General features: G+C 66.4%; 21 protein-coding genes and 1 tRNA gene. 9 read left to right on the forward strand and 13 right to left on the reverse strand.

Annotation, left to right across the window (positions count from 1 at the left end; genetic code table 11):
• The first annotated feature begins 54 nt into the window (after window positions 1–54).
• The 4 genes from AC1DCJ_RS13885 to AC1DCJ_RS13900 all read left to right on the forward strand — a co-directional run bounded on the left by AC1DCJ_RS13885 (window position 55) and on the right by AC1DCJ_RS13900 (window position 2,450).
• Complete coding sequence (locus tag AC1DCJ_RS13885) at window positions 55–897, forward strand: MipA/OmpV family protein (RefSeq protein ID WP_478071223.1); 843 nt, start codon at window positions 55–57, stop codon at window positions 895–897.
• Window positions 898–899: 2 nt separating this feature from the next.
• On the forward strand, window positions 900–1,133 hold the full coding sequence (locus tag AC1DCJ_RS13890) for a hypothetical protein (protein ID WP_313245789.1): 234 nt from the start codon (window positions 900–902) through the stop codon (window positions 1,131–1,133).
• A gap of 44 nt (window positions 1,134–1,177) precedes the next feature.
• Window positions 1,178–1,603: a hypothetical protein gene (locus AC1DCJ_RS13895; RefSeq protein WP_478071224.1), complete on the forward strand. Its 426-nt coding sequence runs from the start codon at window positions 1,178–1,180 to the stop codon at window positions 1,601–1,603.
• 79 nt (window positions 1,604–1,682) lie between these two features.
• Window positions 1,683–2,450 (forward strand): transporter, encoded by a 768-nt coding sequence (locus AC1DCJ_RS13900; protein ID WP_478071225.1) that lies wholly within the window; start codon window positions 1,683–1,685, stop codon window positions 2,448–2,450.
• 250 nt (window positions 2,451–2,700) lie between these two features.
• Here AC1DCJ_RS13900 and AC1DCJ_RS13905 read toward each other — a convergent pair whose 3' ends face one another.
• The gene (locus tag AC1DCJ_RS13905; protein ID WP_038687308.1) at window positions 2,701–2,874 is read right to left on the reverse strand and encodes a DUF1328 domain-containing protein; all 174 of its coding nucleotides are present in this window, start codon (window positions 2,872–2,874) and stop codon (window positions 2,701–2,703) included.
• Between the two features lie 112 nt (window positions 2,875–2,986).
• Entirely contained in the window at window positions 2,987–3,460 is a 474-nt protein-coding gene (locus AC1DCJ_RS13910; protein ID WP_313245792.1) for a GNAT family N-acetyltransferase, read from the reverse strand.
• Window positions 3,461–3,557: 97 nt separating this feature from the next.
• Here AC1DCJ_RS13910 and AC1DCJ_RS13915 point away from each other — a divergent pair, with 97 nt between their 5' ends.
• On the forward strand, window positions 3,558–4,064 hold the full coding sequence (locus AC1DCJ_RS13915) for a hypothetical protein (protein ID WP_478071226.1): 507 nt from the start codon (window positions 3,558–3,560) through the stop codon (window positions 4,062–4,064).
• A 349-nt stretch (window positions 4,065–4,413) separates the two neighbouring features.
• Here AC1DCJ_RS13915 and panB read toward each other — a convergent pair whose 3' ends face one another.
• Window positions 4,414–5,265, reverse strand: a complete 852-nt coding sequence (panB, locus tag AC1DCJ_RS13920; protein ID WP_478071227.1) for a 3-methyl-2-oxobutanoate hydroxymethyltransferase — start codon at window positions 5,263–5,265, stop codon at window positions 4,414–4,416.
• A 302-nt stretch (window positions 5,266–5,567) separates the two neighbouring features.
• On the reverse strand, window positions 5,568–5,879 hold the full coding sequence (locus tag AC1DCJ_RS13925) for a hypothetical protein (protein WP_314404502.1): 312 nt from the start codon (window positions 5,877–5,879) through the stop codon (window positions 5,568–5,570).
• 164 nt (window positions 5,880–6,043) lie between these two features.
• On the opposite strand from AC1DCJ_RS13925, the gene AC1DCJ_RS13930 reads away from it, so the two are divergent.
• Both AC1DCJ_RS13930 and AC1DCJ_RS13935 read left to right on the forward strand, forming a co-directional pair.
• Window positions 6,044–6,388: a DMT family transporter gene (locus AC1DCJ_RS13930; protein ID WP_478071228.1), complete on the forward strand. Its 345-nt coding sequence runs from the start codon at window positions 6,044–6,046 to the stop codon at window positions 6,386–6,388.
• Complete coding sequence (locus tag AC1DCJ_RS13935; protein ID WP_478071229.1) at window positions 6,388–6,966, forward strand: TetR/AcrR family transcriptional regulator; 579 nt, start codon at window positions 6,388–6,390, stop codon at window positions 6,964–6,966. Before AC1DCJ_RS13930 ends, AC1DCJ_RS13935 begins: the two co-directional genes overlap by 1 nt.
• Window positions 6,967–7,384: 418 nt before the next feature.
• Here the strand turns inward: AC1DCJ_RS13935 and AC1DCJ_RS13940 are convergent.
• From AC1DCJ_RS13940 to thrS, 9 genes are all read right to left on the reverse strand, one after another.
• Window positions 7,385–7,461, reverse strand: a tRNA-Pro gene (locus tag AC1DCJ_RS13940).
• A 67-nt stretch (window positions 7,462–7,528) separates the two neighbouring features.
• Entirely contained in the window at window positions 7,529–7,885 is a 357-nt protein-coding gene (locus tag AC1DCJ_RS13945) for a MerR family transcriptional regulator (RefSeq protein ID WP_038687283.1), read from the reverse strand.
• Complete coding sequence (locus AC1DCJ_RS13950) at window positions 7,866–8,165, reverse strand: integration host factor subunit alpha (RefSeq protein ID WP_005410432.1); 300 nt, start codon at window positions 8,163–8,165, stop codon at window positions 7,866–7,868. The genes AC1DCJ_RS13945 and AC1DCJ_RS13950 overlap by 20 nt, the downstream gene beginning before the upstream one ends.
• Window positions 8,166–8,190: 25 nt before the next feature.
• On the reverse strand, window positions 8,191–10,572 hold the full coding sequence (pheT, locus tag AC1DCJ_RS13955) for a phenylalanine--tRNA ligase subunit beta (protein WP_478071230.1): 2,382 nt from the start codon (window positions 10,570–10,572) through the stop codon (window positions 8,191–8,193).
• Between the two features lie 107 nt (window positions 10,573–10,679).
• A complete protein-coding gene (locus AC1DCJ_RS13960) occupies window positions 10,680–11,675 on the reverse strand; it encodes a phenylalanine--tRNA ligase subunit alpha (protein WP_141059536.1) in 996 nt (331 codons plus the stop codon).
• Between the two features lie 195 nt (window positions 11,676–11,870).
• Window positions 11,871–12,230 carry a 50S ribosomal protein L20 gene (gene rplT, locus AC1DCJ_RS13965; RefSeq protein ID WP_017355264.1) on the reverse strand — a complete coding sequence of 120 codons (360 nt, stop codon included), beginning with the start codon at window positions 12,228–12,230 and terminating at the stop codon, window positions 11,871–11,873.
• Between the two features lie 10 nt (window positions 12,231–12,240).
• Window positions 12,241–12,438 (reverse strand): 50S ribosomal protein L35, encoded by a 198-nt coding sequence (gene rpmI / locus AC1DCJ_RS13970; RefSeq protein ID WP_017355265.1) that lies wholly within the window; start codon window positions 12,436–12,438, stop codon window positions 12,241–12,243.
• 513 nt (window positions 12,439–12,951) lie between these two features.
• Window positions 12,952–13,491, reverse strand: a complete 540-nt coding sequence (gene infC / locus AC1DCJ_RS13975; RefSeq protein ID WP_172407481.1) for a translation initiation factor IF-3 — start codon at window positions 13,489–13,491, stop codon at window positions 12,952–12,954.
• A 48-nt stretch (window positions 13,492–13,539) separates the two neighbouring features.
• The gene (gene thrS, locus AC1DCJ_RS13980) at window positions 13,540–15,444 is read right to left on the reverse strand and encodes a threonine--tRNA ligase (protein ID WP_137191698.1); all 1,905 of its coding nucleotides are present in this window, start codon (window positions 15,442–15,444) and stop codon (window positions 13,540–13,542) included.
• 396 nt (window positions 15,445–15,840) lie between these two features.
• On the opposite strand from thrS, the gene AC1DCJ_RS13985 reads away from it, so the two are divergent.
• Together AC1DCJ_RS13985 and AC1DCJ_RS13990 are read left to right on the forward strand one after the other, a co-directional pair.
• Complete coding sequence (locus AC1DCJ_RS13985; RefSeq protein ID WP_137191786.1) at window positions 15,841–16,140, forward strand: hypothetical protein; 300 nt, start codon at window positions 15,841–15,843, stop codon at window positions 16,138–16,140.
• Complete coding sequence (locus AC1DCJ_RS13990) at window positions 16,140–16,403, forward strand: hypothetical protein (protein WP_478071231.1); 264 nt, start codon at window positions 16,140–16,142, stop codon at window positions 16,401–16,403. The genes AC1DCJ_RS13985 and AC1DCJ_RS13990 overlap by 1 nt, the downstream gene beginning before the upstream one ends.
• Window positions 16,404–16,409: the final 6 nt, after the last annotated feature.

Raw genomic sequence — 16,409 nt, forward strand, 5'->3', positions numbered from 1 at the left:
CGACAATGTAGGCACGGCACCATGGCCGCTTGGCATTCCCAGTGTGGCAGGTACATGCGCGAGCGTTGCAAGGAAGATTCCCCCCCGGCAGGCACCTGCGGCCGGGTTGGCAATGAAAGTACCCGGCAGTCGCTGTGCCCGGGCATCGCCGCCGTCGTGCTGGCGACCGCGGCATGGCTGGTGGCCGGCAGCGCGTTCGCCCAGGCACCGGGCGCCAAGCCGCGCAGCAGTCTGGGCGTGGCCGTGGTGGCCCTGAAGTCGCCCTATACCGGCTACAAGACCGACACCGTGGGCGCGCCGATCATCAGCTACGAAGGCAGGAAGTTCCACTTCCGCGGCGGCAGCTTCGGCTACAAGCTGCTGGACAGCGACAGCACCGAAGTGTCCCTGATGGCCTCGCCGTACATGATGCGTTTCAAGCGCAAGGACAGCCACGACCCGCAGCTGCGCCAGCTGTCCAACCGCGGCTTCTCGGCGATGGCCGGGGTGGCGGTGCGGCATACCGCGCCGTGGGGCCTGCTGCAGGGCAACGTGCAGGCCGAAGTGAGCGGCCACGGTGGCGGCGTCGCCGCCGATGCCAAGTACGCCTACCCGCTGCCCATGGGCCGGGTGACGCTGGTGCCCGGCGTGGGCCTGAACTACGCCGGCAAGGGGCTCAACGATTACTACTTCGGGGTCAGCGAGGACGAAGCACGCCGCAGTGGACTGGCGCGTTACCGCGCCGGCAGTGGGGTGTCGCCCTACGCCGACCTGACCGCGGTGATGCCGCTGGGCCCGCACTGGACCGCTACCGCATCTGTGCGCCGCACGCGGTTGTCCGATGCGGTCAAGGACAGCCCGATGACCACCGGCGACCACATGGACTCGGCCGCACTTTCGCTCAGCTACGGATTCTGATCATGCGCCAGGGAATCGTCCGTCGTGTTGCCGATGTGGCCCTGCGTATCGAACCGGACCGCAGCGCGGTGCTGGAGTGGATCCTGCATACGCCGCTGCCCTCGCTCGGCGGGCAGACCACCTTCGAACTGGCCTGCGATGGCCAGGGCGAACGGGTGATCGCGCTGTTGAACGCCCTGCTGCTGCAACCCGGCGCGGCCGCACCGCGCCTGCCGCAGGCACGGGCACCGCACTGAGCCGGGCCTTCCCCGCCTTTCCGCCCCCCGCTCCCGGAGCCCGCATGAGCCGTCCCTTTCCGATGATGAGCGCCCACTACGGCGGACAAGACCCGCTGCTGGCCCAGGCCCTGGTCGATTTCGACCGTGCCGTGCAGGGCCTGATCGCCGACGACCCGGTGGCGCATGGGCGCTTCTCGCGCGCGTATGTCACCGCGATTTTCCGTGCCTGCCTGGCCCCCAGCGACCCCGGCCCCGGCGCGCCGCGCGGCCGCCCCGACCCGGAAATCGCGCAGGCGCTCAAGCGCTGGATACAGGACCAGCTGCAGCAGCATCCCGGCGAAGGCAGCGACCACCGGCTGACCGCCGCGCGGCGTGCAGCACACGGTTTCTGGCTGCAGTCGCTGGCCAATCCGATCGATGCAGACGGCCGCCCCCGCGCCGACCGCCTGCTGGATGGATTGCTGGCACTGACCCGCGCCGACGGCTGATCGCTACCCAGGGGCTGCCTCCTCACAGGCGCTTGCGGCACACTTTGCCGATGCTGCACCGCAGCCCGGAGATTGCACGATGCGCCTGCCTGTTGCCCTTGTCCTGTTGTTGATCGCCTCCCCTGCCCTGGCCCAGGACGACGATGACACGCCGTCGTTCGATCGCCCCGGTATCGGCTTCTCGCCGAGCACCCTGCCGCGCGGCAGCGTCGCACTGGAATGGGGCCTGCCCAGCCTGGAACGCGATCGCGATGCCGACGGTACCCGGTCCACCCAGTACAGCAGCGACCTCAACCTGCGCATCGGCCTGGCCGAGCATGTGGAACTGCAGGCCTTCAGCACGCCGTTCAACCACCTGCAGCTCAAGCCACGCGATGGGTCGGCGAGCAGCAGTAACGGCGGCGGCGACAGCGGCCTTGCCGTCAAGATCGCCCTGCCCACCGCCTCGGACAAACATGCCTGGGCGCTGCTGGCCAGCACCACCTTCGCCACCGGTGCGCGCGATTTCAGCGAAGGCGGCACCCAGTACGCGCTGGGCGCCAGCTACGAATACAGCTTCGATGATCGCTGGAGCGGCGCGCTGTATGCCAACGCCACCCGCGGCGCCGGCGCGGACGCATTCACCTGGTCACCGAGCGTCAGCGTGGCGCTGACCGACACCGTCAGCAGCTACCTGGAAGCCGGCTTCACCCACACCCAGGGCGAAGCGTCCACCGCCATCGCCGGGGCCGGCGTCACCTGGATGGTGGCCCGCACCGTACAGCTGGATGCCTCGTTCGACGTCGGCCTGGACAACAACAGCCCGGACCTGCAGGCCGGCCTGGGCGTGTCGTTCTTCTTCCGATAACACGCAGAGCCAGCGCCAATACCACCTGCTCGCTCACTACACAGTGGGGGGTAGAGCCACCCCACGGGTGGCTGCGCGCGATCCGTGCCCACGCACACAGATACGCACTGCGTGTGGCCACCCATGCAACCGAACGCACCCTCGTGAAACCCGGACGTTCCATCGAATGCCGGCGGTGCACCGCCCCAAACAAAAACGCCTGCGCATCACTGCGCAGGCGTTGATATCTGGATCCGATGCTGACCTGCGGTCAGGTGACCTTCTTGGCGATGGTCATGCCCAGCACGAACAACACCACGGCGATGATGATGCCGGCCCAGAACAGGAATTTCGCCACGCCGATCGCGGCGCCGCCGATGCCGGCGAAGCCGAGTGCACCGGCAATGAGGCCGATGACAGCGAAGATGATGGCCCACTTGATCATGATGATCCTTACCCGCAAACCGGGATGAATGACAGGCCTTCAACGTAGCGATGCGGCTGTCCGCCCTTCGTGAACGACACGCGCGAACGGCGTGAAGTCTGGGCTGTATGGATCAGCGTTCCTCTGTGGCGGCCTCGGTCGCACGGGGCATGGTGCGCACCATCGGCTGGTACACCAGCCCGGCCGACTCCCCCACCTCGCCGCTGCACGCAAAGCCATGGCGTTGGTAGAACGCCACCGAGGGCAGCGACGCGCTCACCGTGACCTCATCGACGTGCGCCTGCGCGATCAATGCGGCCAGCAGTGCCTCGCCCACGCCTTGCCGCTGACAGGCCGGGTCGACGAACAGCATCGCCACATGGCGACGCTGCTTCAGTTCACCCACGCCCTTGATCACGCCCGCATCGTCGTACACCAGTTGCAGGCTGTCCGGCCCGGTGCGCTGCGCGAAACCGTCCGCCGCGGCAATCGTGCGGAAGGTGTCCACCCCGATCGATGACAGCGACGGTGCCACCGTGCCCAGAAACGCGCGCATGCAGACGGCGCTGGCGGCGTGCAGATCGGTGTCCCGCAGAGGTCTGATCATCGTGTCTTCGTCCTGTTTGTGTACATCGCTTCACTCTAAGCCACGTGCGCAGGCAGGCCGCGGTAAAACGCGACAAATCCATTGAATTCTGCTGAGATTGGCCGCCGTACCGTGCCGCCCGCCCATGCCGCCCTCTTCTTTCGCACCCGTATCGAACATCGCACGCACGGCACTGCAGGCGTGTCTCGATCTTGTGGTGCTGTTGGCTACCTCGATCACCTTTGCGTGCGTGCTTACCGCCCAGCTGCAAACAGAGCGGTTCGGCTGGGTCTGGCCGTCGATTCCCTACGATTACACGCGGGGCGACGTCTGGATCCATGCGCTGCTGGCCAGTCTGGTGGTGATCCCTGTGCTGATGCTCTGCAGGCGCCAGGGCGCGCGCCGCTCACCGCGCTGGCAGGACCTGGCCTTCGCGCTTTCCACGCTGCTGGTCCTCAGGCTGGGGCCACCGGACGCCCAGGTGTTCGGCACCACCTGGACCACGTGGGAGATCACCGCCGGGCTGTTCCTGCTGCAATGGCCGATCGTGGTGCCGTTGACCGTGGCGGCGGTCATGCTCCGGCGCCTGCTCGGCTGGCGAGGAGCCGGCGCTGAGGGCTTTTGAAGCCGTTGTGGGCGCTTGGGAGCCTGCAGGCGCCCCCATCCAGGCCTGTGGAGGCGGCGCGGCCGAGCGCACATTACGCAAAACAATCAATAGGTTAGAGTGGAATTCAAGGGGCGTTATCAGCTTCCCTCATCTAGCTAAGCGAATTTAATTTGTGATGATTGCCACAAATTCACACCTCCGTCACAATCAGGCCATCCACCCAGCCCAGTCACGCACATGCGCGCACTCCTCACCAAGCAACATCCGGCCCTGCTGAAGTTCTACTTCGTGGCCTGTTATGTGGTTCTGATCGAAGAAGTGCTGCGCGCCCTGAGCTGATACGGGCGCGCAACCCTGCCCTGGCCGGTTACGACTGGAACGCGTGTTCCGGCCCCGGGAAGACCCCTGCTTCCACATCCGCGGCGAACTCGCTGGCCGCCTTGTGCAGCAGGCCATGCATGTCGGCGTACTGCTTGACGAAGCGCGGCAGCTGCCCGGTGCGCAGCCCGGCCATGTCCTGCCAGACCAGCACCTGCGCATCGCACTCGCTGCCCGCGCCGATCCCCACCGTGGGCACCGACACCGCCGCGGTGATCTGCGCGGCCACATCGGCCGGCACCATCTCGATCAACACCGCGAACGCACCGGCTGCTTCCAGCGCGCGCGCCGCTTCCACCAGCACCGGGCCATTGTCGCCACGGCCCTGGACGCGGAAGCCGCCCAGCTGATGTTCCGACTGCGGCGTGAAGCCGATATGCGCCATCACCGGAATGCCCGAGCTGACCAGCTTGCGCACCTGCGGCACCATCTCGATGCCGCCTTCCAGCTTGACCGCGTGCGCGCCACCTTCCTTCATGAAGCGCACCGCCGTGTGGAAGCACTGTTCCGGTGATGCCTGGTACGAGCCGAACGGCAGATCGGCGATCACCAGGGGGCGTCGCGTGCAGCGGCTCACCGCGCGCACCAGCGGCATCAGTTCGTCCACAGTGATCGGCAGCAGGCTGTCATTGCCAAGCACGTTGTTGGACGCCGAATCGCCGATCAGCAGCACCGGAATGCCGGCGTCTTCGAAGATCGCCGCGGTGTACATGTCGTAGGCAGTGAGCATGGCCCACTTCTCGCCGCGTGCCTTCATCTCCTGCAGGTGCGGAATGCGCACGCGCTTTGCCTGGCTCAGCGGGCTGGGCGAGTTCGCGTACGGATGAAGCTGTTCGGTCATGGCATGTCCTTGTTTCATGAGGGGGGATCAGATCGTAGTGGTTCGGCACAACAACAGCACGGCGATGATCACCATGGCCGCACCGGAAATGCGGCCGACCATGCGCGCCGCACGCGGCCGGGTGCGCAACAGCGCGCCGGCACCGACGCGCGTCCGTCGTCTGCCTGCTCTACGACGAGCACCTGTCCGCGCTGCCCGGCGTGCAGCGGCTGACCTCGACGCTGGTGATGAAAGAGGTGGTGGTGGACCGACCGCTGCCCCTGTTGGCGCGCTGAGGCTGTTACCGCGCCGCGCCGTCGGTGTCACGGCGGGCTGGACAGTTCCTGCGCGATGTCCTTGATCAGCCCGGCAATCTCATTGGCCAAGCGCCGGCTGTCGGCAACGGAGCCGAAGAAGCGGATGCTGCGGCCGTCCATCTGGACGCCCGCCAGCCCCAGTTCGCCCTTCAAGGCGTCGACGCGGCGATGGAACACCTGCAGCCAGCGCGCCGAGGGTTCCACATCGAGCAAGGCGACGATCGCCTCGTCTTCGGCATGATCGACCGTGGCCTGAAGACCGGGTACGTCAAAACCGAGCAGCCGGGGGGCGCTCGCGTTATCGGGGGTGGGGTTCATGCGCCATGGTAGTCGCAAACACCGTCCGCACCGCGCGGCCAGGGAAACCGTGGGGCTCCCGCATGGTTGGACCCGCGAAGGCAGCGGGTGGGTTCCAGTCAGATACCATTCACCGTGCCACCAAGTAACATACCGTCCGGTCGGTATCTAACTGGAAGAAACCCATGTCACCCCTGCTCACCGCGTATCTGTTCCTGTCGGGCGCGATCGTCGCCGAAGTCACCGGCACGATGCTGCTGCAGAAGACCGCTCAGTTCACCAAGCTGGGCCCCACCCTGAGCATGGCGCTCTGCTACGTGGTGTCCTTCTACCTGCTCAGCCATGCGCTGAAGGCGCTGCCGCTGGGCATCGCGTATGCGATCTGGGGCGGCGTGGGCATCGTGCTCACCCTGATCATCAGCGTCACGGTGTTCAAGCAGAGCCTGGATTGGCAGGCCATCACCGGTGTGGCGATGATCGTGGGCGGGGTGGTCATGATCAACGCGTTCTCCAAGGCGGGGGCACACTGATGGACACCACCCGACGACGCCGGCAGCCGGCCCTGGTGCGCGCGTCCCTGCTCGATGCAGCGGTGCAGGAAGCGATGCTGCACGGCCTGGGCAACGTCACGGTGCTCTCGGTTGCCGAACGCGCCGGGGTCAGCAAGGGCGCGCTGTTCCACCACTTCGCCAACCGCCAGGAGCTGCTGGAAGCGGCGTATGCCGAGTGCCTGGCGCGCTTCGGGGATGCGCTGGATGTACTTGTCGCCGCGGACCCGGTGCCGCACGGTCGCTTCACCCGCGCCTACGTCCGGGCCACCTTCGAGGCCATGCACGCCGAAGACGCCAACTGGGCGCGTTTCTCGTTGAGTGCGCTGGTGGAACCGGCGTTTGCCGCGCTGTGGCGCCACTGGCTGGATGAGCGCCTGGCCCAGGTGCCGGCCGAACGTGGTGCCCCCCGGTTGCGTGTGGCGCGATTGGCCGCTGACGGGTATTGGCTGCAGGCGTTGGGCGGTGGTTTGGTTGAGAGCGGCCCGGCGGGAATCGATGCCCTGCGCGAATGCGTGGTGAGCTTTACCTATGACGATGCGCAGCCGGTTACCGGCTGACGGCTGACGTAGCGCTGGGCAGCATCGTAGCGCCGGGCTCTGCCCGGCTGGTGTTGAATCACATGCGGAGCGAAGCGGGGCAGAGCCCCGCTCTACGTGGCGTCGGCAGCATCGTCGCGCCGCGCGTGGCGTGGGCATCGTCGTAGCGCCGGGCTCTGCCCGGCTGGTGTTGAATCACGTGCGAAGCGCAGCGGGGCAGAGCCCCGCTCTACGTGGCGTCGGCAGCATCGTCGCGCCGGGCGAGGCGTGGGGGCAGCATCATCGCATGGGGTGCGGGGCATCGTCGTAGCGCCGGGCTCTGCCCGGCTGGTGTTGAATCACGTGCGAAGCGCAGCGGGGGCAGAGCCCCGCTCTACGCGGCCTGCGGACACAAAAAAGCCCACGCAGTGCTGCGCAGGCTTCTTCGATTTACCAACAATGGTCGGGACGGCCGGATTTGAACCGACGACCCTCTGCCCCCCAGGCAGATGCGCTACCAGGCTGCGCTACGCCCCGATGATGCTGGTACTGTCCCCGCCTCTCAGCGGGCCGACGAGTATAACGGTTTTATCGAAGAATTTGTTCAGCGACGAAGCAATTGCAGCACTTCTTCCAGCTCCATCCGCGTCTGCTTGATGATCTGGTTGCTCAGCGTCGATTCGTCGCGGGCACCGGCACCTTCCAGGCGCAAGCGTGCGCCGCCGATGGTGTAGCCCTGCTCGTAGAGCAGGCCGCGGATCTGCCGCACCATCAGCACGTCGTGGCGCTGGTAGTAGCGACGGTTGCCGCGGCGCTTGGCCGGTTCCAGGCTGGGAAACTCGGTTTCCCAGTAGCGCAGCACGTGCGGTTTGACATCGCAAAGCTCGCTGACTTCACCAATGGTGAAGTAGCGCTTTGCCGGTATCGGCGGAAGTTCGCGGTTACTGCCCGGATCCAGCATATGCCTCTACCCTTTCCTTGAGCTTCTGGCCCGGACGGAAGGTGACCACCGTACGGGCGGAAATCGGAATTTCCTCACCGGTCTTCGGGTTGCGACCCGGGCGCTGGTTCTTGCGCCGCAGATCGAAGTTACCGAAGCCGGACAGCTTCACCTGACGTCCCTGTTCCAATGCCTCACGCAACACATCGAAGAACGCGTCGACAAATTCCTTGGCTTCGCGCTTGTTCAGACCCACTTCGTCGAACAGCTTTTCGGCCATCTCAGCCTTGGTCAATGCCATTCCTGCTACCCCCCATGCTGCCCGCTCAACCGCGGATCCGGGCGTGGTGTTCACGCTCCATGGCAGAGACAGCCTCAGCCACTACCGACTCCACGTCGCGGTCCGTCAGAGTGCGCGACTTGTCCTGCAAAATCAAGCCCATAGCGAGACTCTTGAAGCCCGGCTCGACCCCCTGGCCGACGTAACGGTCGAACAGGGTCACCTGCCGCAGCAGCGGCCCGACGGCCCGGCGCAGGGTGGCTTCCAGGTCGGCCCAGGCGGCGGCTTCGGGCACCAGGAAGGCCAGGTCGCGGCGCACCGACGGGAAGCGCGACAGCTCGGCGGCACGCGGCAGCTGGCGGGCGGCCAGCGGGGCCAGGTCCAGCTCGAAGGCGAACACGTCCACGTCGATGTCCATGGCCTTGGCCAGGCGCGGGTGGATCTGGCCGATCCAGCCCAGGCTGACGCCATCGCGCAGCACCTCGGCCGACCGCGCCGGGTGGCCGTACGGGCGCTGCGAGGGCTGGAAGGTCAGCACCGCGCCGGAGGCGGCCGCCAGCGATTCCAGGTCACCCTTGAGGTCGTGGAAATCGACCTTGCGGGTGGCCAGGCCCCACTGCTGCGGGTCGGCGTCGCCACACACGGCGGCGGCCACGCGCTGGGTTTCCAGCGGTGCCGGGGTGCCCTCGCCTGCCTGCGGGTGGAAGCTGCGGCCCAGCTCGAACAGGCGCACCCGGCCCAGCTGGCGCGCGGCGTTGCGGCCCAGCGTGGCCACCAGGCCCGGCAGCAGCGACGGGCGCATCACCGCCAGTTCGGCCGACAGCGGGTTGGCCAGCGCCACCACGTCTTCATGCAGCTGCCACTGACCGAGCAGGCCGGCATCGACGAAGGCGTAGTTGATGGTTTCCTGCAGGTCGCGCGCCACCAGCTGGCGGCGCACGCTCAGGTCGTCCAGGCGGGTCTCGCTGGGCATGGCGATGCGCGAGGCACCGCCCGGCAGCGTGGTCGGGATCTGCTCGTAGCCGTGGATACGGGCCAGTTCTTCGATCAGGTCTTCTTCGATGGCGATATCGAACCGGCGGCTCGGTGCGGTCACCTGCCAGCCGTCGGCGCTGGCGACCACCTCCATGCCCAGCGCGCGCAGGATGCGCTCGACGTCGGCATCGGCGATCTGGATGCCGAGCACGCGGGCGATACGGGCGCGGCGCAGGCCGATGGTGGCGGTCGCGGGCAGGTCAGCCTCACGCACGGCCTCGCTGACCGGCGCAGGGGTGCCGCCGGCCAGGTCCAGCACCAGGCGGGTGGCGTACTCGATCGCCGTGCGCGGCAGCGCCGGGTCGACGCCGCGCTCGAAGCGGTGGCCGGCATCGGTGTGCAGGCCCAGCTTGCGGCCACGGCCCATGATCGCGGCGGGCGCGAAATGCGCGGCCTCCAGGAACACGGCGGTGGTGTCGTCGGTGACGCGGGTGTCGAAGCCGCCCATCAGGCCGGCCAGCGCGATCGGGCGATCGGCGTCGGTGATGAGCAGGAAGCTGTCGTCCAGCGCGGCATCGCGGCCATCGAGCAGCTTCAGTGCTTCGCCGGCGCGCGAGCGACGCACGCCGATGCTGCCCTGCAGGGTGCCCAGGTCGAAGGCGTGCATCGGCTGGCCCAGTTCCAGCATCACGTACTGGGTGATGTCCACCAGCAGCGACACCGGCCGTACGCCGCTGCGGCGCAGGCGCTCGGCCATCCACAACGGGGTGGCGGCGCGTGCGTTGATGCCTTCGATGACACGCCCCACGTAGCGCGGTGCTTCGGCACCGGCCGCCAGGTCGATCGTCAATTCGCGGGTACCCACCGCCGCAACCGGGGCCGCGTCGAACGGCACCACTTCGCTGGCGCATGCAGCGGCCACGTCGAAGGCGATGCCGCGGATGCTGAAGCAGTCGGCGCGATTGGGGGTCAGCTTGATCTCGATGCTGGCGTCGGGCAGCCCCAGGTACTCCACCAGGGTCTGGCCGATCGGCGCGTCATCGGGCAGTTCGAACAGGCCGGACGCGTCGTTGTCCAGGCCCAGTTCCTTGGCCGAGCACAGCATGCCGTTGGAGTCCACGCCGCGCAGCTTGGCCGGCTTGATCTTCAGCTCGCCGATCTGCGCACCGATCATCGCCAGCGGCGCAACCAGGCCCGGGCGCGCGTTCGGCGCGCCGCACACGATCTGCAGGTGCTCGCCCTGCCCGGCATCGACTTGGCAGATCTGCAGGCGGTCGGCTTCGGGATGGCGCTCGGCCGACACGATGCGCGCCACCACCACGTGGTCCAGGCCCACGCCGAGCGCGGTGACCTCTTCCACTTCCAGGCCGATGGCGGTCAGCACCGCGCCGAGTTCGTCGCGCGAGACCGAGGTGGGAACGTGGCTGCGCAGCCAGTTTTCAGAGAATTTCATGGTGTCACCCTGGTGGGCCCGGCGCATGCGCCTGGGCCGTGATGAATGGTGGTGCGTTGGGCGTTGTCGGATAGCCGGGCAGAGCCGGGCTCTACGCTGTACCGGCGTTACGCGAACTGCTTCAGGAACCGCACGTCGTTCTCGAAGAACGCGCGCAGGTCATGGACGCCATACCGCAGCATCGCAAAGCGCTCCACGCCCATGCCGAAGGCAAAGCCGGTGTAGCGCTCCGGATCGATGCCCACGTTGCGCAGCACGTTCGGGTGCACCATGCCGCAGCCGAGCACTTCCAGCCAGCGGGTGCTGCCGTCGGGCTGCTGCCAGGCGATGTCCACTTCCGCGCCGGGTTCGACGAAGGGGAAGTAGCTGGGTCGGAAGCGCATCTCGAAATCGCGCTCGAAGAACGCGCGCACGAACTCGGACAAGGTGCCCTTGAGGTCGGCGAAGGTCGAATGCTCGTCCACCAGCAGGCCCTCCACCTGGTGGAACATCGGCGAATGGGTCTGGTCGCTGTCGCTGCGGTAGACCTTGCCGGCGGCAATCATGCGCAGCGGCGGCGCGTGGTCGCCCATGTAGCGCACCTGCACCCCGGAGGTATGCGTGCGCAGCAGGCGGCCGTCGCCGAAATAGAAGGTGTCGTGCATTGCACGCGCCGGGTGGTGCGGCGGGAAGTTCAACGCTTCGAAGTTGTGCCAGTCGTCTTCGATTTCCGGGCCTTCGGACACTTCATACCCGAGCCGGCCGAAGATCTCGGTGATGCGCTCCAGGGTACGCGTGACCGGATGCAGGCCGGCGCGATCGGCGCGGCGTCCCGGCAGGGTGATGTCGATGGATTCGGCGGCCAGGCGCGCGTCCAGCGCCGCGTCTTCCAGCACGGCCTTGCGTTCGGCCAGCGCGCTGGTGAGCGCGTCGCGGGAACGGTTGATGGCTTCACCGGCGGCCTTGCGCTCGTCGGCCGGCAATGCGCCAAGCTGCTTGAGCTGGGCGGTAATGCTGCCGTTCTTGCCGAGCAGTGCCACGCGCAGGGCTTCCAGCGCATCGGGGCTGCTGGCAGCGGCCACGTCGGCCAGTGCCTGGGTGGTCAGGGATTGGATGTCACTCATGGATAGCCGGAGCCTCGCGTCGGTATGCCATCGCGATACGCGCCGGGCCGACCCCCGTCGCCACCGCTGTCGATCGGGGGCACCGGGAGGGCCACCGCCAACACAAAAAAGAATGGGGAAGGACTTGCGCCCTTCCCCATGCATTTGCCTTACCCACCACCGCTGCGCGACTGCGGCAACGGCGGGGGAATGGACTTATGCCGCCAGCGCGCCCTTGGCCTTTTCGGCCAGTGCAGCAAAACCGGCTGCGTCGTGCACGGCGATGTCAGCCAGAACCTTACGGTCCAGGGTGATGCCGGACTTGAGCAGGCCATTCATGAAACGGCTGTAGCTCAGGCCGTTGATGCGGGCAGCCGCGTTGATGCGGGTGATCCACAGCGAACGGAAATTACGCTTCTTCTGCTTACGACCGATGTAGGCGTACTGCTGTGCCTTGATCACGGCCTGCTTGGCAACGCGGAAGACCTTGCGGCGAGCGTTGTAGTAACCCTTCGCAAGGGTCAGAATTTTCTTGTGGCGGCGACGCGCCTGTACGCCACGCTTTACTCGTGCCATGGGTCAGTCCTCAGAGGTAGGGAAGCATACGGTTCAAACGGCCTGCGTCTTCTGCACGAACATGGTTCGTCTGACGCAGATTGCGCTTCCGCTTGGTCGACTTCTTCGTGAGGATGTGGCTACGGTTGGCATGGCCAGCCTTGAACTTGCCGGAGGCGGTCTTGCGGAAACGCTTGGCCGCCGCCCGGTTGGTTTTGATCTTGGGCATTGCAATGTCCTTGATGATGTTTTGTCACTGACCAGGGCGGTGGCCTGCGCCACACTTTCCGTCCATACCCTTGCCTGCTTGTAAGCCCGGGATCCCCGATGGGAACCAGGCCGGTCCTGTTGCCGTTGAAACAGCATGCCCGTTGCCGGGCTTGAAACCGTTCAAAACAGCGCCCCGCAAAACGGGGCCGCCCATTATGCCCGCGAACACGGGAGGTTGCAAACTGTTGATTGGGCGAATGTTTACCGCGGGGCGGGCGAACCTGAACGGAACGGCCGCGAGGGCCGGCGTCATGCCAGGCCGCGCACGCGGGAAACCGCGGAAGGCGCCGGTGGGCGCCCGCCGTGTGGTGCGCGAAGCGGGGACGCCGAGCGACCGCTCGGTGCAGCCGACCAACGGTCGGCTCTACCCTTCGGCACGGTAGGTCGTGCAGCCGACCAACGGTCGGCTCTACCCCTCGCCACGGTGGGGTGTGCAGCCGACCAACGGTCGGCTCTACCCCCCGGTGGGCGGTTACTTCTTCTTCGGCGCGATCATCATCACCATCTGCCGGCCTTCAAGGCGCGGACGGGACTCGATCACGATGTCCTCACCCAGATCACCCTCGATCCGGTTGGCCATTTCGCGACCCAGTTCCTGATGGCTCATTTCACGGCCACGGAAGCGGATGTTGACCTTGATCTTGTCGCCCTCTTCCAGGAAACCGCGCATCTTGCGCAGCTTGATCTGGTAGTCGCCTTCATCGGTGACCGGACGGAACTTCACTTCCTTGATCTCGACCTGCTTGGTCTTCTTCTTGGCCTCGTTGGCCTTCTTCTGCGCTTCGAACTTGAACTTGCCGAAGTCCATGATCTTGCACACCGGCGGATCAGCCTGCGGCTGAATCTCGACCAGGTCCAGACCTTCGTCTTCGGCCATCGACAGCGCTTCGTCACGCGTCAACACGCCAATCATTTCTCCGTCGCTGCCGATCACGCGTACGCGCGGCACCCGGATTTCCTGATTCTTGCGGTTCTGTTTGTTGTCAGGGGTACTGATATTGCAATCTCCCAGAGGAATCAAACCGGCCCATCGCGGAGCATCCGCAGGGCCGGGACTTTCTTACACGGACTGTTCTGCCTGCAACCGCTCGATGAAGGCCTGGACGGACATGCTGCCCAGATCTTCGCCAGAGCGCGTACGCACGGCCACGGCGCCATTTTCCTTCTCACGGTCGCCAACCACCAGCAGGTACGGGACCCGCTGCAGCGTATGCTCGCGAATCTTATAACCGATCTTCTCGTTGCGCAAATCGGCGTTTACCCGGAACCCTTGATCTGCAAGGGTTTTCCGGACTTCGCTCACGTATTCAGCCTGGGCATCGGTGATATTGGCCACCACCACCTGGGTCGGAGCCAGCCAGGACGGGAAGGACCCGGCGTGGTGCTCGATCAGGATGCCGATGAAACGCTCCATCGAACCGACGATGGCCCGGTGCAGCATGACCGGGTGCTTCTTCTGGCTGTTTTCGTCCACGTACTCGGCGCCAAGGCGGCCGGGCATCATGAAATCGACCTGCATCGTGCCCAGCTGCCAGGTACGGCCGATGGCGTCCTTGAGGTGGTACTCGATCTTCGGGCCGTAGAAGGCGCCCTCGCCCGGCAGCTCCTGCCATTCCACGCCACAGTTGCCCAGCGCCGAGCGCAGCGCGGCTTCGGCCTTGTCCCAGGTGGCATCGTCGCCCAGGCGCTTTTCCGGGCGCAGCGCGATCTTGATCTGGATGTCCTCGAAACCGAAGGTCGTGTACACCGCCAGCGCCTGCTGGTGGAAGGCGGTCACTTCGGCCTCGATCTGCGATTCGGTGCAGAACACATGGCCATCGTCCTGGGTGAAACCGCGCACGCGCAGGATGCCGTGCAGCGCGCCGGACGGCTCGTTGCGGTGGCACGAACCGAACTCACCGTAGCGGATCGGCAGGTCACGGTAGCTGTGCAGGCCCTGGTTGAACACCTGGATGTGGCCCGGGCAGTTCATCGGCTTGACCGCGTAGGTGCGCTTCTCCGACTCGGTAAAGAACATGTTTTCCTGGTAGTTGTCCCAGTGGCCGGACTTCTGCCACAGCGACACGTCCAGGATCTGCGGGCAACGCACTTCGCCGTAGCCGCTGTCGCGGTACACGCGGCGCATGTGCTGCTCCACCACCTGCCACAGCGCCCAGCCCTTGGGGTGCCAGAACACCAGGCCCGGGGCCTCTTCCTGCAGGTGGAACAGCTCCTGCTGCTTGCCGATGCGGCGGTGGTCGCGCATTTCGGCTTCTTCGATGCGCTTGATGTAGGCCTCAAGCTGCTTCTTGTCGGCCCAGGCGGTGCCGTAGATGCGCTGCAGCTGCTCGTTCTTGGCATCGCCGCGCCAGTAGGCGCCGGAAATGCGGGTCAGCTTGAAGGCCTTCAGGAAGCGCGTGTTGGGCACGTGCGGGCCGCGGCACATGTCCACGTATTCCTGGTGGTAATACATGCCCATCGCCTGGATCTCCGGGGACATGTCCTCGATCAGGCGCAGCTTGTAGTCCTCGCCACGCGCCTTGAAGATCTCGATGACCTCCGCACGCGGGGTGACCTTCTTGATGACGTCGTAGTCCTGCGCGATCAGCTCGCCCATGCGCTTTTCGATGGCGGCCATGTCGTCCGGGGTGAACGGGCGCTCGGAGTAGATGTCGTAGTAGAAGCCTTCGGCGATGACCGGGCCGATCACCATCTTGACGTCCGGGTACAGCTGCTTGACCGCATGGCCGACCAGATGCGCGGCGGAGTGGCGGATGATCTCCACGCCCTCCTCGTCCTTGGCGGTGATGATGCGCAGGGTCGCGTCGCGATCGATCACGTCGCTGGCATCGACCAGCACGCCGTCGACCGAACCGGCGATGGTGGCCTTGGCCAGGCCGGCGCCGATCGACTGGGCGACGTCCATGACACTGACGGGGTTTTCGAACTCACGGCGGCTGCCGTCGGGAAGCGTGATCGCGATCATGACTGGGCTTTTTCTGGTGGGCCCGCAACGCAGGCCGGGGAATCGGAGGTGGAACAGAGGCAACGGCGACACGCCGCTCGGCCATAAAAAAAGCGCCACGAAGGCGCCTGCAAGGGGCCGTCGGGAGCGTTCAGCGGTGGGCGATGGTAGTGCTCATGTCGCACGCTGGACCGGCGCTGGGCGCGGGCCACCTTGTTGCCTGGATGGATACCCTGCCGATCTTAAACCAAAGCGCGGATTTTTGCGCCCGCACCGCCCCCGCATGCGCCTGAACGCGCGGCTGTGGCGGACCAAAACCGCAATGATTACCATGCGCAGCGGGCCGTGCGACATGCGGTCCTGCCTTTTCCCCCAAGGATCCACCATGGCCTCCGCTGCCCGTCCAACGTGCGTCCCGTGCTGAGCGGCACCACCCTTGCCCTGCTGTACTGCGGCGTTGCCGGCGCAGCCTCTGCGTTCTCGGCGCTGGCCTTCTATGCCGCCTCCCCGCACTGCCGCTGGCCGCGGCTGCGCCGTGCCGGGCGGCTGGGCCGGCAGATCGGGCTGGTGGCCGCCGCCACCTCGTTGTGGCTGTGGATGGGCCAACTGGGTCTGGCCACCGGCCTGTGCGTGACCCTGGCCGGGTGGATGCTGACCGCCCTGGTCCTGCCCTACCTGGCCGCCTGGACGCGGCCTGAGCGTGAGGCGCGACCCTGATGTGGGCGCGTGCGCTGGCCGGTCTGGTGGCCGGGTTCTTCGTGGCCGGCGCGTGCGCCGGGCTGGTGGCGTGGCTGCCGCCGGGCCCGTGGCAGAGCGCCATCGTGCCCAGCCTGATCACCTTCATCCCGTTCTGGATGCTGGCCGCGTTGTGGGCCTTCGCGTTCCGCAGCGGCGTGCGCGCCTGGGCCGGGCTGGGCATCAGTGCAGTGGCCGGCTTTGCCCTGTTGTGGCTGCTGCGCGCCGCCGATCTGGTGCAGTAAAGGAAC

It is taken from the genome of Stenotrophomonas sp. 10N36 (assembly GCF_056395005.1).

Excerpts from the sequence above, each read along its gene's own strand:
- AC1DCJ_RS13960 (WP_141059536.1), bottom strand. The coding sequence starts at position 11,675 with ATGAGTGACATCCAATCCCTGACCACCCAGGCACTGGCCGACGTGGCC.
- thrS (WP_137191698.1), bottom strand. The coding sequence starts at position 15,444 with ATGATCGCGATCACGCTTCCCGACGGCAGCCGCCGTGAGTTCGAAAAC.
- AC1DCJ_RS13910 (WP_313245792.1), bottom strand. The coding sequence starts at position 3,460 with ATGATCAGACCTCTGCGGGACACCGATCTGCACGCCGCCAGCGCCGTC.
- AC1DCJ_RS13925 (WP_314404502.1), bottom strand. The coding sequence starts at position 5,879 with ATGAACCCCACCCCCGATAACGCGAGCGCCCCCCGGCTGCTCGGTTTT.
- AC1DCJ_RS13900 (WP_478071225.1), top strand. The coding sequence starts at position 1,683 with ATGCGCCTGCCTGTTGCCCTTGTCCTGTTGTTGATCGCCTCCCCTGCC.
- AC1DCJ_RS13950 (WP_005410432.1), bottom strand. The coding sequence starts at position 8,165 with ATGGCATTGACCAAGGCTGAGATGGCCGAAAAGCTGTTCGACGAAGTG.
- pheT (WP_478071230.1), bottom strand. The coding sequence starts at position 10,572 with ATGAAATTCTCTGAAAACTGGCTGCGCAGCCACGTTCCCACCTCGGTC.
- AC1DCJ_RS13930 (WP_478071228.1), top strand. The coding sequence starts at position 6,044 with ATGTCACCCCTGCTCACCGCGTATCTGTTCCTGTCGGGCGCGATCGTC.
- AC1DCJ_RS13890 (WP_313245789.1), top strand. The coding sequence starts at position 900 with ATGCGCCAGGGAATCGTCCGTCGTGTTGCCGATGTGGCCCTGCGTATC.
- AC1DCJ_RS13895 (WP_478071224.1), top strand. The coding sequence starts at position 1,178 with ATGAGCCGTCCCTTTCCGATGATGAGCGCCCACTACGGCGGACAAGAC.
- AC1DCJ_RS13990 (WP_478071231.1), top strand. The coding sequence starts at position 16,140 with ATGTGGGCGCGTGCGCTGGCCGGTCTGGTGGCCGGGTTCTTCGTGGCC.
- panB (WP_478071227.1), bottom strand. The coding sequence starts at position 5,265 with ATGACCGAACAGCTTCATCCGTACGCGAACTCGCCCAGCCCGCTGAGC.
- AC1DCJ_RS13935 (WP_478071229.1), top strand. The coding sequence starts at position 6,388 with ATGGACACCACCCGACGACGCCGGCAGCCGGCCCTGGTGCGCGCGTCC.
- AC1DCJ_RS13905 (WP_038687308.1), bottom strand. The coding sequence starts at position 2,874 with ATGATCAAGTGGGCCATCATCTTCGCTGTCATCGGCCTCATTGCCGGT.
- AC1DCJ_RS13885 (WP_478071223.1), top strand. The coding sequence starts at position 55 with ATGCGCGAGCGTTGCAAGGAAGATTCCCCCCCGGCAGGCACCTGCGGC.
- AC1DCJ_RS13945 (WP_038687283.1), bottom strand. The coding sequence starts at position 7,885 with ATGCTGGATCCGGGCAGTAACCGCGAACTTCCGCCGATACCGGCAAAG.
- rpmI (WP_017355265.1), bottom strand. The coding sequence starts at position 12,438 with ATGCCCAAGATCAAAACCAACCGGGCGGCGGCCAAGCGTTTCCGCAAG.
- rplT (WP_017355264.1), bottom strand. The coding sequence starts at position 12,230 with ATGGCACGAGTAAAGCGTGGCGTACAGGCGCGTCGCCGCCACAAGAAA.